The sequence below is a fragment of the Brachybacterium nesterenkovii genome (assembly GCF_900163655.1).
In the GTDB taxonomy this organism is placed as follows: domain Bacteria; phylum Actinomycetota; class Actinomycetes; order Actinomycetales; family Dermabacteraceae; genus Brachybacterium; species Brachybacterium nesterenkovii.
In genome coordinates, this window is sequence record NZ_FWFG01000013.1 from 39,151 (window position 1) to 52,503 (window position 13,353).

Annotated in this window: 12 protein-coding genes; 5 read left to right on the top strand and 7 right to left on the bottom strand. The window is 72.3% G+C overall.

The features are described from left to right. Positions 1 to 68: 68 nt before the first annotated feature. The gene (glnA, locus tag FM110_RS01420) at positions 69 to 1,499 is read right to left on the bottom strand and encodes a type I glutamate--ammonia ligase (RefSeq protein ID WP_087101959.1); all 1,431 of its coding nucleotides are present in this window, start codon (positions 1,497 to 1,499) and stop codon (positions 69 to 71) included. Between the two features lie 171 nt (positions 1,500 to 1,670). Between glnA and FM110_RS01425 the strand changes: the two genes are divergently transcribed. Continuing rightward, a complete protein-coding gene (locus FM110_RS01425) occupies positions 1,671 to 2,105 on the top strand; it encodes an RDD family protein (RefSeq protein WP_087101961.1) in 435 nt (144 codons plus the stop codon). Positions 2,106 to 2,269: 164 nt separating this feature from the next. Here FM110_RS01425 and FM110_RS01430 read toward each other — a convergent pair whose 3' ends face one another. From FM110_RS01430 to lipB, 3 genes are all read right to left on the bottom strand, one after another. Continuing rightward, positions 2,270 to 2,992, bottom strand: coding sequence for a DUF4191 domain-containing protein (locus FM110_RS01430; protein ID WP_087101963.1), 723 nt, complete (start codon positions 2,990 to 2,992; stop codon positions 2,270 to 2,272). 23 nt (positions 2,993 to 3,015) lie between these two features. Then, entirely contained in the window at positions 3,016 to 4,038 is a 1,023-nt protein-coding gene (gene lipA / locus FM110_RS01435) for a lipoyl synthase (RefSeq protein ID WP_087101965.1), read from the bottom strand. 104 nt (positions 4,039 to 4,142) lie between these two features. After that, entirely contained in the window at positions 4,143 to 4,871 is a 729-nt protein-coding gene (lipB, locus tag FM110_RS01440; protein ID WP_087101966.1) for a lipoyl(octanoyl) transferase LipB, read from the bottom strand. A 127-nt stretch (positions 4,872 to 4,998) separates the two neighbouring features. Between lipB and FM110_RS01445 the strand changes: the two genes are divergently transcribed. Beyond that, positions 4,999 to 6,477, top strand: a complete 1,479-nt coding sequence (locus FM110_RS01445; protein WP_143276199.1) for a hypothetical protein — start codon at positions 4,999 to 5,001, stop codon at positions 6,475 to 6,477. Positions 6,478 to 6,566: 89 nt separating this feature from the next. On the opposite strand, the gene sucB is transcribed toward FM110_RS01445, so the two are convergent. The 3 genes from sucB to FM110_RS01460 form a co-directional block, all read right to left on the bottom strand. Next, on the bottom strand, positions 6,567 to 8,357 hold the full coding sequence (gene sucB / locus FM110_RS01450; RefSeq protein ID WP_087101970.1) for a 2-oxoglutarate dehydrogenase, E2 component, dihydrolipoamide succinyltransferase: 1,791 nt from the start codon (positions 8,355 to 8,357) through the stop codon (positions 6,567 to 6,569). 25 nt (positions 8,358 to 8,382) lie between these two features. Then, the gene (lpdA, locus tag FM110_RS01455) at positions 8,383 to 9,792 is read right to left on the bottom strand and encodes a dihydrolipoyl dehydrogenase (RefSeq protein WP_087102014.1); all 1,410 of its coding nucleotides are present in this window, start codon (positions 9,790 to 9,792) and stop codon (positions 8,383 to 8,385) included. Between the two features lie 130 nt (positions 9,793 to 9,922). Next, a complete protein-coding gene (locus FM110_RS01460) occupies positions 9,923 to 11,356 on the bottom strand; it encodes a leucyl aminopeptidase (RefSeq protein ID WP_087101972.1) in 1,434 nt (477 codons plus the stop codon). Between the two features lie 88 nt (positions 11,357 to 11,444). On the opposite strand from FM110_RS01460, the gene FM110_RS01465 reads away from it, so the two are divergent. From FM110_RS01465 to FM110_RS01475, 3 genes are read left to right on the top strand one after another with little or no spacing between them, the layout of a single operon-like run. Further along, positions 11,445 to 11,813, top strand: a complete 369-nt coding sequence (locus FM110_RS01465; protein WP_087101975.1) for a hypothetical protein — start codon at positions 11,445 to 11,447, stop codon at positions 11,811 to 11,813. Next, positions 11,810 to 12,268: a hypothetical protein gene (locus FM110_RS01470; RefSeq protein ID WP_087101976.1), complete on the top strand. Its 459-nt coding sequence runs from the start codon at positions 11,810 to 11,812 to the stop codon at positions 12,266 to 12,268. The genes FM110_RS01465 and FM110_RS01470 overlap by 4 nt, the downstream gene beginning before the upstream one ends. Before the next feature lie 8 nt (positions 12,269 to 12,276). After that, entirely contained in the window at positions 12,277 to 13,350 is a 1,074-nt protein-coding gene (locus FM110_RS01475) for a quinone-dependent dihydroorotate dehydrogenase (protein ID WP_087102016.1), read from the top strand. Positions 13,351 to 13,353 lie beyond the last annotated feature (3 nt).

Consider the following 13,353-nt stretch of genomic DNA (forward strand, 5'->3'; position numbering starts at 1 on the left):
CGTGCGCGCGACGGGGCTCCGTTTGTTCGGGGAGCGGTCCGGGTCCGAGCCCGGGCCGCTCGGCCCGCTCAGATGTCGTAGTACAGCTCGAACTCGTGGGGGTGCGGGCGGAAGCGGAACGGGTCGATCTCGTTGGTCCGCTTGTACTTGATCCAGGTGGTGATGAGGTCCTCGGGGAACACGTCGCCCTCGGTGAGGTAGTCGTGGTCGGCCTCGAGCGCGTCGAGGGCCGCGCCGAGGGACTCGGGGAGCTGCTTGATCTGCGCGTGCTCCTCCGGAGGAAGCTCGTAGAGGTCCTTGTCGATCGGCTCCGGCGGCTCGATCCGGTTGCGGATGCCGTCGAGGCCGGCCATCAGCTGCGCGGCGAAGGACAGATACGGATTGGCCGAGGGGTCGGGGGCGCGGAACTCGATGCGCTTGGCCTTGGGGCTCGTGCCGGTGACCGGGATGCGGATGCAGGCCGAGCGGTTGCGGGCCGAGTAGACCATGTTCACGGGGGCCTCGAAGCCCGGCACGAGGCGCTTGAACGAGTTGACCGTCGGGTTCGTGAACGCCACCAGCGAGGAGGCGTGCTCGATGAGGCCGCCGATGTACCAGCGCGCCACGTCCGAGAGGCCGCCGTAGCCGCGCTCGTCGTAGAACAGGGGCTCGCCGTTCTTCCACAGGCTCTGGTGGGTGTGCATGCCCGAGCCGTTGTCGCCGAAGAGGGGCTTGGGCATGAACGTGACCGTGCGGCCGTTCTCCCACACGACGTTCTTGACGACGTACTTGAACTTCATGACGTCGTCGGCGGCCTGCAGCAGCGTGTTGAAGCGGTAGTTGATCTCCTGCTGTCCCGCGGTGCCGACCTCGTGGTGGGCGCGCTCGATCTCGAGCCCGGTCTCGGCGAGCACCGCGCAGATCTCATCGCGCAGGTCGGCCATCTGGTCGTTGGGGGAGACGGGGAAGTAGCCGCCCTTGAGGCGGGTCTTGTAGCCCAGGTTGCCGCCCGTGGCGGACTCGTCGCGGCCCGTGTTCCACACGCCCTCGTCGGAGTCGATCTCGTAGAAGCCGGAGTTCACGTCCGTCTTGAAGCGGACGTCGTCGAAGATGTAGAACTCGGCCTCGGCCGCGAAGTAGGCGGTGTCCGCGATGCCCGTCGACCGCAGGTACTCCTCGGCCTTGGCGGCGACGGTGCGGGGGTCGCGCGAGTAGGGCTCGTCGGTGAAGGGGTCGACGATCGAGAAGTTCATGATGAGCGTCTTGCGCTCGCGGAACGGGTCCAGGTAGGCCGTCTCGAGGTCCGGGATCAGCTTCATATCGGACTCGTGGATCGCCTGGAAGCCGCGGATCGAGGACCCGTCGAACATCTGGCCGGTGGCGATCGCCTCGGCGTCGAACGTGGACGCCGGGATGTTGAAGTGCTGCATCACGCCGGGCAGATCGATGAACCGGATGTCGATGAACTCGACGCCCTCCTCTTCGATGTACTTCGCGACCTCGCTGGGATTGCTGAACACTCTTCCTCCATCCGCGCGGCGCTCGGCCGTGCGCGTCGTGGACCCCGGGGGGCGGATGTCTGCTGCCCGCTCGATCCGGGAAGGCCGGGCGGGGCCGGGGCGCGCCCGGCGCCGTCAGTGTATGCACGCGGTCCGGACGGTCCTCGAGGGCGTCCGGCTACAGTTCTGGGCGTGATCGACCGCGAAGACCTCGGCTCCTGGATCGACGGAGCCCCCACCGACCCCTCCCACGTCAAGGGCGCGACCTGGGGCCTGCCCGCCGAGGGGCCCGGATCCGTGGCGCCGATCGGACGGCGCTTCGTCGGCTATGCGATCGACTGGAGCCTGTGCGCGGGGGCATCCGCCCTGCTCATGGACGGGAGCGTGCACCTGGTGTGGCCCCTGTTCACGGCCATGTCGGTCGTGCTGCTGAGCCTGTTCGGGGCGACGATCGGTCAGTTCGTGCTGGGGCTGCGGACCGTCCCCGTGGCGCGGCGGTGGCCCATGCCGCTGCGGGCGCTGGTGCGCACCGCGCTGCTGCTCCTGCTGCTGCCGACGCTGATCTGGAACCGCGACGGCCAGCCCCTCCAGGACGTCGCGGCGGGCACCGCGGTGGTGCGCGCCTGACCGCTCACGTGCGGCCCGCTGCGCCTGTGACCTGCGCAGATACCGAATGTCACGGTCAGATAACAAAGGTCACGGAATGATAACGGCGGCGCGATGCGGCGCCTGAGACAGCACGAGGCCCCGTCCAGGTGGACGGGGCCTCGTGCTGTCTGCAGGGCGCGGGATCAGCGTCCGCGCATCGCCTTGCGGTTGGGGCGCGCGCGCGTGGGATCGATGCCCTTGGGGATCGCCTGGCGGATCGGGTTGGGCATCGCCTGCAGACGCTTGGCGACGGCAGCGGCCTCCTCCTTCGTCAGCACCGGCTTCATGCGCGTCATGTGCGCGGCGAGCTTGGGCAGCGGGACCTCGCCCTTGTCCTTGTCGTCGCCGACGATGATCTTGTGGACCGGCACGTTGGGCAGCAGGCGCTCGAGCCGCTTGCCCTCCTTCTCCAGCAGGCGCATCGCCCCGCCGGTGGAGGACTCCGAGACGAGCGCGACGCCCGCGCGGCCGCTCGCGCGGAACAGCATCTCCTGGCTGCGCGCATCCAGCGCGCACGGCTCCTGCTCGACGTTCCAGCCGCGACGGATCGAGCCCATCGCCGCCAGAGCGGCGCCCTTCTGGCCCGCGATCCGCGAGTACGCGGCGGACTCCGCCTTGCGCGCGAGGATGAACATCGCGACGAGGGTGCCGATCATGAGGCCGATGAACAGGCCGTACCAGGGGCTGTCGAACGCGACCCAGGTCAGCGGCACGGCGACGGCGATCGGCGCCAGCAGGCCCAGGAGCATGAGCGGGACCGTGGAGGCATCGGCCTTGCGGGTCTCCTGGAACACCTGGGCGATCTGCTTGAGGCGCCCGGGCTGCTTGGGGGCGGCCTTGGCCGCCGGGGATTCGTTGCGAGGCATGTTCTCTTCTTCGGGAGCGGGGATCAGCAGCCGCCGGCCGCGGCACGGCGGGCCACGACGTTGACGGCCTCCTGGTACGCAGGGGTCTCCTGGTCCAGGTGCGCGAGATCGGCGGGGATCTCGCGGCCGAGCTTGGTCATCGCCTGGGCCCACAGGCGGCCCGAGCGGTAGGAGGAGCGGACCATCGGGCCGGCCATGATGGCCAGGAAGCCCATCTCCTCGCCGGCGGCGGACAGGTCCAGGAACTGCTCCGGCTTGAGGAACCGGTCGACGGGGTGGTGCTTCTTGGAGGGGCGCAGGTACTGGGTGATCGTGAGGATGTCGCAGCCGGACTCCACCAGCTGCTCCATCGTGTCGACGATCTCTGCGTCGGTCTCGCCCATGCCGAGGATCAGGTTCGACTTCGTGATCATCCCGGCGTCCTTCGCCGCCTGGATCACCTCGAGGCTGCGCTCGAAGCGGAAGGCGGGGCGGATGCTCTTGAAGATCCGCGGCACCGTCTCGAGGTTGTGGGCGAACACCTCGGGGCGGGCGTCGAAGATGCCCTGCAGCGCCGCGGTGTCGCCCTTGATGTCGTCAACGAGGAGCTCCACGCCGGTGCCGGGGTTCAGCGCATGCACCTGGCGGCAGGTCTCCGCGAACAGCCAGGACGCGCCGTCGGGGAGGTCGTCGCGCGCCACGCCCGTGATGGTGGTGTAGCGCAGGCCCATCTCCTGGACCGAACGGGCCACCTTCAGCGGCTCCGCGGGATCGATCGCCAGCGGCTTGCCGGTCGCGATGTTGCAGAAGTCGCAGCGTCGGGTGCAGGTGTCGCCGCCGATGAGGAACGAGGCCTCGCGGTCCTCCCAGCACTCGAAGATGTTGGGACAGCCCGCCTCCTCGCACACCGTGTGCAGGCCCTCACCGTGGACCCGCTTCTTCATGTCGGCGTACTCGGGGCCCATGACGGCACGGGTCTTGATCCAGTCGGGCTTGCGCTCGATGGGCGTCTCGGCGTTGCGCGCCTCGATGCGCAGCATCCTGCGTCCCTCCGGGGCGATGGTCACGCGCCGGTCCTCCTCAATGTCGGGGTCGAGGCGCAGTCTACCGGCCGACGTGCCCGCAGCGGCCGACAGGGAAGGGCGCCGCAGTTGCGGGCCCGGAGCCGAGGTCAGCGACCCGGCCCGGACTGCGGGACGGGCAGCGGCTCGCGGCCCCGCGTGCGCTCGGCGATGAGGGCGCGCATCGCCTCCTCCGCCGGGCCCAGAACCTCCGGCACGCCGATCCGGCGCCCCGCGAGCTCGCTCAGGCTCGTCACACCGGCGTCGTCGATCCCGCAGGGGATCACGTTGCGCGCCCAGGAGAGGTCGTTGGCGCAGTTGAGCGCGAACCCGTGCATCGTCGTGCGGCGGGAGACGCGCATGCCGATCGCCGCGACCTTGCGGTCCTCCCGGGCGGGGTCGAGCGACCAGACGCCGCTGCGGCCCTCGACCGGGACCGTCCGGACCCCGAACGCGGCGCAGACGCCGATGAGCGCCCGCTCCAGGGCGCGGACGAAGCCGACGACGTCGATCGGCGCGGGCAGGCGGACGATCGGATAGCCGACGAGCTGGTGGGGGCCGTGCCAGGTGATCTTCCCGCCCCGGTCGATGTCGACGACGGGCGCCCCGTCGCGCGGCCGCTCATGATCCGCGGTGAGCTTGCCCGCCGTGTACACGGCTTCGTGCTCGAGCAGCAGCAGCGTGTCGGGGCGGCGGCCGGCGACGACATCGGCGTGGACCTCCCGCTGGATCTCCCAGGCGCGCCGGTACTCCACCGGCCCCCCGGGAAGGCCCAAGACGTCGTGGTCGTCCCCACCGGGGAGGGGATCGCTGAAGCCGAGGCGGAGGATGTCGAGCACCCCTCGATCCTACGTCCGACCTGCGGATTGTGGATGACGTGAGCAGGAGGCGCCGCCGCCGAGGTTCACTGGGCGCACGCCATGGAGGCGAGACCAGGCGAGGGCAGGCGAGGGAGGGAGGCCCGGGATGGGGACGAGCGCGGCATGGGGCATCGACCCGGGGAGCTGCACACCGGGGGAGACGCAGTCGAGCGGCGGCGGCGTGCGGGCCCGCCGTGCTCGGACCCGGGACGGCCGAGGAGTGGTCCTGGCAGGGCCCGAGCCGGGGATCGGGGACGCGGGCGATGTCGATGCCCAGGCCGACCTGCTCGAGCGTCTTGCCGCCGAGGGCGTCGAGGCGCTGCCGCGGGTGCTCGGTCGTGCTCCGGGCGCCTACGTCCGCGAGGACGCCGCGGCCTGGCGCCCCGGCGGCGGGCGGCGCAGCGCCGTCGCCGGCGACCCGAGGACGGCAGAGCGGCTGGCCCAGGCGGCGGTGCGCGAACGGCTCGAGGCGGCCCTCGATCGCCTCCACGCCGCCGACCACGTGCTGGGACTGACGGGACGCGAGGGGCTCGGCTTCCGGCCCGACGGCACGGTGATGATCCGCGACCTCTCCGCCCTCGCGCCCGGGGCGACGCTCGCGGGACGGCTCGCGGACCAGCGGTGGCTCGACAGCGTGCTGGGCGACGCGGGGCGGACGCTGCGCCGACGTGCCGATGCCGCTCCGGCGCCCTGGATCGATGACGCCGATGGGACGGGACCCGGCCCTGCGGCGGGCGGAGCAGAGCGCTCGGATCCACCCGCGGTGAGTCCGCTGCAGGCGCCGCCGCCGCCATCGGCTCCGCGTGCCGCCAGCGACGACGCCCCCACCCGCCGCGTGGCCGCGGAGGAGCGGCGACCTGCGCGCTCGTGGTCGCCCCTCGCGGCGCGGACCGGCGACGCGGGCCTCGTCGTGCAGCCGTGGAGCCAGGAGTCCGGACGGCCCTGGAGCGCGCGGCTCCCGGCGGGCCGCGACGCCGGTCGCGGAGAGGGCGCGGCGGCGTCGATGCTGCGTCGCTGGCGTCGGTCGCTGCAGGGACGCGCGCCGTTCGCCTGGCGCGGCCTCGCCGTCGGTGCCGCCGCCGTCTGCGCCCTGACGGTGCTGATCGTGCTCGCGACCGTCCCGGGGATCTCGCCGCAGGCGGAGGCCGAGGGGGCGAGCACCGCGTCCGCGGCTCCCGGTGCGGAGGATGCGGCCGCCGAGGAGTCTGCGGTGGAGCCGGCCGATCCCGTCGGGCTCGTCGGCGTCCTGGCGAGCGCTCGGCGCGAGCATCTCGTCGCCGGCGTGGAGGACACCGCGACCGCTCCCGGGTCTCCGGCCGCCGATCAGGACGCGCGCCTGGCCGAGGCGTATCGGCATGTGACGGTGACCGGGTGGACGACGACGGTCGTGTCGGCCGAGGTGATCGCCTGCGACACGGCGGCGGGAACCGCGAGCATCCGGGCCCGCATCAGCGAATCGGAGCGGACCCTGACCCTGCCCGACGGCACGGTGCGCACCGTCCCCGCGGTCCCGGAGCACGAGGTCGTGCTCCACCTCGTCTGGCTCGACGGTCGCTGGCTGCTGGAGCGCGTCGACCCCGTGTGACCGACGGAGGGCCCGCCACCGTGCGAGACGGTGACGGGCCCTGGGGCGCCCGGTGCCTGCACGGCAGGCACCGGGCTCCGCTCAGCGGGTCACAGGCCCAGGTCGCCCTGGAACTGGCCGGCCTCGAGGCGCTTCTTCATCGAGGTGAGGAAGCGGGCGGCGTCGCCGCCGTCCACGAGACGGTGGTCGTAGGACAGGAACAGGTACATCATCGAGCGGATCGCGATGACGTCGTCGCCGGCCTCCGTGGTGATGACCATGGGGCGCTTGACGATCGTCCCGCAGCCGAGGATGCCCACCTGCGGGTTGGGCACGATCGGGGTGTCGAACAGCGCACCGCCGGAGCCCGTGTTGGTGATCGTGAAGGTCGCGCCCTGGAGATCGTCCGGGCCCAGCTTGTTGCCCTTGGCCTTCGCGCCGAGCTCGCCGATCCGGCGTGCCAGGCCCGCGAGGTTCAGGTCGCCGGCGTTCTTGATCACGGGCACGACCAGGCCGCGCTCGGTGTCCGCGGCCATGCCGATGTTCTCGGTGCCGTGGTACTTGATCATGTCGCCGTCGATCTCGGCGTTCAGCTTCGGGTACGCCTTCAGCGCCTCGACCGCGGCCTGCATGATGAACGGCAGGAAGGTCAGCTTGGCGCCCTCGCGCGCCGCGAAGGAGTCCTTGGCCTGCGCGCGCAGCTTGGCCACGTTGGTCATGTCGACCTCGACCGCGGTCGTCAGCTGGGCCTGCGTCTGCAGGGACTCCACCATGCGCGAGGCGACGATCTTGCGCAGGCGCGACATCTTCTCCTCGGTGCCGCGCAGCGGGGAGACCTCGACGGCCGGGGCGGGCTTCGCCGCAGCCGCGGGAGCAGCGGCGGCGGGAGCGGCCGACGGCGCCGGGGCGGCCTCGGCCGCCTTCTTCGCCGCGATGGCCTCCTGGACGTCCTGCTTGCGGATGCGACCGCCCACACCGGTGCCGGCGACGGTCGCCAGATCGATGCCGGCCTCGTTGGCCATCTTGCGCACGAGCGGGGTCACGTAGCCGGGGCCGTCCGAGGAGCCGCCGGAGACCGCTGCCGATGCCTGCGGGCGCGGGGCCTGGTCGTCGGCCGCGTTCGTCTGCGGCGTGGAGTCGGCCTTCGGCTCCTGCGCGGCGGCCGGGGCCTCCTGCGCGGCGGGCTCCTCCGCGGCGGGAGCCTGGGGCGCCTCCGCGGCCGGCGCCGCAGCGGCGGACGCGTCGCCGATGATCGCGACGACGGCGCCGATCTCGGCCTCCTCGTCCTCGGCGACCTTGATCTCCAGCAGCGTGCCGGCGACGGGCGAGGGGATCTCGGTGTCGACCTTGTCGGTGGAGACCTCGAGCAGGGGCTCGTCGACCTCGACGCTGTCTCCGACCTCCTTGAGCCAGCGGGTCACGGTGCCCTCGGTGACGGACTCGCCGAGCGCGGGCATGGTGACCTCCTGGCCGCCAGCCGAGCCCTGCTCCGACGCGGAGGGGGCCGCGGCCGGAGCCTCGGCGGTCTCGGCGGCGCCGTCCTGCTCGCCCTCACCGGGGCGCTCGTCGGCGCCCGCCGGGGCATCGGACTCGGTCGAGGGAGCGGCGGTCTCGTCGGAGGCGAGGTCCTCGCCGCCGCCGGCCGGGGCATCGCCCGCGCCGGAGCCGTCGCCGATGATGACGAGGTCGGCGCCGATCTCGGCGTCCTCGTCCTCGTCCACGAGGATCTTCTCGATGACGCCCGCGACGGGCGAGGGGATCTCGGTGTCGACCTTGTCGGTGGAGACCTCGAGCAGCGGCTCGTCGACCTCGACGGTCTCGCCCACGGACTTGAGCCAACGGGTCACGGTGCCCTCGGTGACGGACTCACCGAGCGCAGGCATCTTCACGGTTTCGGACATGTTCTTCTCCTCCTGAAGGGGCGAGTCAGGCGTGGGCGTGCAGGGGCTTGCCGGCGAGCGCGAGGTGCGCCTCGCCGAGAGCCTCGTTCTGCGTGGGGTGAGCATGGATCAGCGAGGCGACGTCCTCCGGGTAGGCCTCCCAGTTGACGATCAGCTGGGCCTCGCCGATCTGCTCGGACATGTTGGTGCCGACCATGTGGATGCCGACGACCGGCCCGTCCTTCTCGCGGACCAGCTTCACGAAGCCGGTGGTGCCGAGGATCTGGGACTTGCCGTTGCCGCCGAGGTTGTACTCGTAGGTCGCCACGCCGTCGTCGCCGTACTTCTCCTTGGCCTGCTTCTCGGTGAGGCCGACGGAGCCGAGCTGGGGCTCGCAGTAGGTGACGCGCGGGATGCCGGACTCGACGATCGGGGCGGGGGCGAGGCCCGCGATCTGCTCGGCCACGAAGATGCCCTGCTGGAAGCCGCGGTGGGCCAGCTGCAGGCCGGGAACGATGTCGCCGACCGCGTAGACGCCCTCGACGTTGGTCTGCAGGGTCGCGGGATCAGCGAGCACGAAGCCGCGGTCCATCGAGATGCCCTGCTCCTCGTAGCCGAGGTCCTTGGTGTTGGGGCCGCGGCCGACGGCCACGAGCAGGTAGTCGCCCTCGAAGGTCTTGCCGTCGACGAGGGTGACGGTCACGCCGTTCTCGGTCTGCTCGGCCTTCTCGAAGAACGTGCCCAGGGAGAACGCGATGCCGCGCTTCTTGTAGGCGCGCTCGAGGGCCTTGGACAGGGCCTCGTCCTCGTTGGCGACGAGGTGGGGCAGGCCCTCGACGATCGTGACGGACTCGGCGCCCAGGGACTTCCAGACGCTCGCGAACTCGACGCCGATGACGCCGCCGCCCAGGATGATCGGGTTCTTGGGGACCGAGGTCAGCTCGAGGGCCGCCTCGGAGTCGATGATGCGCCCGCCGAGCTCGAGGCCCGGGAGCGTCTTGGAGAACGAGCCGGAGGCGAGGACGACGTTCGCGCCCGTCAGGGAGCGGGTGCCGGACTCGGTCTCGACCGTGACGGTCTTGGGGCCGGTGAGGCGGCCGTGCCCGGAGACGAGCTCGATGCCCTTGGCCGACTTCACGAGGCCCTGGAGGCCCTTGTACAGGCGGCCGACGATCTTGTCCTTGAAGCCGAGGACCGACTCCATCTCGATGGCCTCGACGGTCATCTTCACGCCCAGGGACGCGCCCTCGGCGGCGGTGTCGGCGACCTCGCCGACGTGCAACATCGTCTTGGTGGGGACGCACCCGCGATGCAGGCAGGTGCCGCCCAGCTTGTCCTTCTCCACGAGGGCGACGCTCATGCCCAGCTCTGCGGCGCGCAGGGCGGCGGCGTAGCCGCCCGAGCCGGCTCCCAGGATCACGAGGTCGTACGTCTGGTCAGTGGTCTCTTCCGCCACGTTCATGCTCCCTAATGCGGTGAGGGGGATGTCCCTTCCATGCTAGGGCACAGCGCCTTGCCGGTCGGACGGGAACCGCCCGCCCTCGTGCGCGACGAGGGCGGGCGGTGCGCCGAACGTGATCGACGGATCAGCCGACCTGGTCCTCGATGACCTGCAGCACGGTGCGGACGCTCATCCCGGTCGCGCCCTTGCCCATGTAGCCCAGGGCCGAGGAGGCGAAGGACGGGCCGGCGATGTCCAGGTGCGCCCAGGCGGCATCGCCCACGAACTCCTGCAGGAAGATGCCCGCGGTCAGGGCGCCGCCCCAGCGGTCGCCGATGTTCTTCAGGTCGGAGATGCGGCCGTCGAGGTCGGCGCGCAGCTCGGCGGGGAAGGGAAGGGGCCAGAAGGGCTCTCCCGCCGTCTCGGCGGCGGCCAGGACCGTCGACCGGGCGTCCTCGGTGCCCATGACGGCGGCGGTCCGCTTGCCGAGCGCGACGATCGCGGCGCCCGTGAGGGTCGCGACGTCCATGACCAGATCGGGGTCGTCGGCGACGGCATCGACCAGGGCGTCGGCCATGACCATGCGGCCCTCGGCATCGGTGTTGAGCACCTCGACGGTCTTGCCGTTGCGCATGGTGACCACGTCCCCGGGGCGCTGGGCGCCGCCGCCGGGCAGGTTCTCGGCCAGCGCCAGGTAGGAGGTGACGCGGACGGGCAGCTCGAGGCGGGCGGCCGCGAGGAGGGCGGACAGGACGGTGGCGGCACCGGTCATGTCGGAGGTCATCTCCTCCATGCCGGGGCCCGGCTTGAGCGAGATGCCGCCCGAGTCGAAGGTGATGCCCTTGCCGACGAGCGCGACGTGGCGCTCGGCGCCGGCGGGCGCGTAGTCGAGGCGGACCAGGCGCGGCGGGCGCGACGAGCCCTGACCGACGCCGACGATGCCGCCGTAGCCGCCGTCGGCCAGCTGCTTCTCGTCGAGCACCGTGACCTCGACGGGGAGGTCCGCGGCCGTCTCCTGGGCGCGGCGCGCGAACTCGGCGGGGAACAGCAGGTTCGGGGGCGTGTTGACGAGGTCGCGGGTGAGGTTCACGGCGTCGACGACGATCCGCGAGCGCTCGAGGTCGGCGTCGATGCCCTCGCCGAGCACCTGGATCGCGCCGAGCGGGCCCTTCGGCTCCCCGGACTTGTGGGCGATGAAGGCGTAGGCGCCCAGGAGGGCGCCCTCGGCGGCGGCGGCGAGCTGCTCGGCGGTGCCGCCGGGCAGGGCGATCGCGGCGGAGGCGACGCCCGCGAGCGAACGGGTCGCGGCGCCGAAGGCGCGACGGAGGTCCTCGGCGCTGGCGTCCTCGAGCGCGGCGACGCCCAGGCCGGTCAGCACGACGGACGACGCGGCGATGCCCGCGGGCGCGGGGACGCGGGAGACCTCGTCGGCGGCGCCGCTCGCGCCGATCGCGGCGGCGGCACCGGCGGTGGCCCCGGGGCCGAGCACGACGGGCTCCTCGGCCTTGAGGACGGGCAGGATCAGGACGTCGGCATCGACGGCGTCGGGAGAGACGGAGGTCAGGGTGATATCAGGCATGCGTCTATCGTAGGTCCGGCCGTGCGAGCCCTGATCCGCGGCCCCGCCCGGCTCGAGGGATCGGGCGCGAGGGAGCGGAACGGAGAGGATGCGCGTGTCCATCCTGATGATCGCGGTCTATGCGGTGAGCGCGCTGACGGCGCTGCTCGCCCTCTACTACACGGCGAAGGACCTCGCCGCGGACTTCGTGCTGCTGGGCGCGTGCGCGCTCGTGCTGCTGGTCTGGCTGCTCGAGACCGGGGCGCTGGCCCTGCGCGACCTCGGCGGCGGGACGGTCGGTGATCCCGTCACCCTGTACGGATACCTGCTCACCGGGGCCGTGTTGCCGATCGCCGGGATCTGGCTGGGCGTGGGGGAGCGCACCCGCTGGGGCAGCGCCGCGATCCTCGCCGTCGCCGTGACGATGCTCGTGCTGCAGCTGCGCCTCCCGCAGATCTGGGCCGGGGGATTCGCATGAGCGGCCCGCTCCGCGCGAGCACAGCCCCCTCGCCCCGGCGCCAGCGCGGCTTCGCGACGCTGCTCGTGATCGTCTACGGGATCTTCGCGATCTCCGCGACCGCGCGCGCGAGCGTGCAGATCATCGAGCGCTTCGGCACCGCCCCCGTCGCCTACGCGCTCTCGCTCGTCGCCGCCCTCACCTACATCGCCGCGACGGTGCTGCTGGCCCGGCGCGGCGGGGACTCGCGCGCGGCGCTGTGGCTGTGCAGCGCCGAGCTGCTCGGCGTCCTCGCGGTCGGGGTGCTCACCGTCCTCGACCCCGCTCTCTTCCCCGACGCGACCGTGTGGTCCCGCTTCGGGGCCGGCTACGGGTACGTGCCCCTCGTGCTCCCGGTCGTGGCGATCGCCTATCTGCTGCGCCGACGGCGGGCGGCGCGTCCCGCTGCGACGCCCGCTGCCGGGGATAGGTTGTGACCGTGGCTCTGCGTCCCTATCACCTCCTGTTCCAGCACGTGCTCTCGCGGACCGATCCCGAGCTCGCGCATCATGCGACCGTGCGGGCGCTCGCGCTCGCCCATGCCGTCCCCGGCGGGCCGCTCGTGCTGCGGACCCTGTTCGGCCACGGCATCGGCCGCGGCGCCGACCCGTCGATCACCGCGCTCGGACTGCCCCACCGCACACCCTTCGGCATGGCCGCCGGCTTCGACAAGGACGCCGAGATCGCCCTGGCCCTGCTCGACATGGGCTTCGGGCACGTCGAGGTCGGCACCGTCACGCCCCGCCCCCAGCCCGGCAACGAGAAGCCGCGCAGCTTCCGCCTGATCCCGGACCGCGCGCTCGTCAACCGCATGGGCTTCAACAACGAGGGCGCCGAGGCGATGGCGCGGCGCATGATGCGGATCCGCGAGACCCGGCGCGGGCGCGACGCCGTGATCGGCGTGAACATCGGCAAGAACAAGACCACTCCCGCTGAGCAGGCGGTCGAGGACTACGGTCTCGGTGCCCGGATCCTCGCTCCCGTCGCGAGCTACCTCGCCGTCAACGTCTCCTCGCCCAACACGCCGGGACTGCGCGACCTCCAGGGCGTCGACGCCCTGCGCCCGATCCTCGCGGCCGTCGTCGAGGAGGCCCGGGGGGCCGGACCGGACGGGCGCGACGTCCCCGTGCTCGTGAAGATCGCGCCGGACCTCCACGATGACGACGTCATCGCCGTGGCCGAGCTCGTCGACGAGGTGGGGCTGGCGGGCGTGATTGCCGCGAACACCACCATCGCCCGTCCCGACACCCTGGTCACCCCGCGCGCGAAGGTCGAGGCCGCAGGCGCCGGAGGCCTCTCGGGCCCGATGCTCGCCGAGCGCGCGGTCGAGATGCTCACCCTGCTGCGGACCGCGCTGGGCCGCGACGCCGTGATCATCAGCTGCGGCGGCGTGATGACCGCCGCCGACGTCGCCGAGCGCCTTGCCCTCGGGGCGGACCTCGTGCAGGGCTTCACGGGACTCATCTACGAGGGCCCGGCCTGGGCGGGGAGCATCGCCCGAGGGCTGCGCCGCCGCTGAGGC

Coding starts and splice junctions, on each gene's coding strand:
- FM110_RS01470 (WP_087101976.1), top strand. CDS start 11,810: ATGAGCGGCCCGCTCCGCGCGAGCACAGCCCCCTCGCCCCGGCGCCAG.
- FM110_RS01445 (WP_143276199.1), top strand. CDS start 4,999: ATGGGGACGAGCGCGGCATGGGGCATCGACCCGGGGAGCTGCACACCG.
- FM110_RS01430 (WP_087101963.1), bottom strand. CDS start 2,992: ATGCCTCGCAACGAATCCCCGGCGGCCAAGGCCGCCCCCAAGCAGCCC.
- FM110_RS01465 (WP_087101975.1), top strand. CDS start 11,445: ATGCGCGTGTCCATCCTGATGATCGCGGTCTATGCGGTGAGCGCGCTG.
- sucB (WP_087101970.1), bottom strand. CDS start 8,357: ATGTCCGAAACCGTGAAGATGCCTGCGCTCGGTGAGTCCGTCACCGAG.
- FM110_RS01460 (WP_087101972.1), bottom strand. CDS start 11,356: ATGCCTGATATCACCCTGACCTCCGTCTCTCCCGACGCCGTCGATGCC.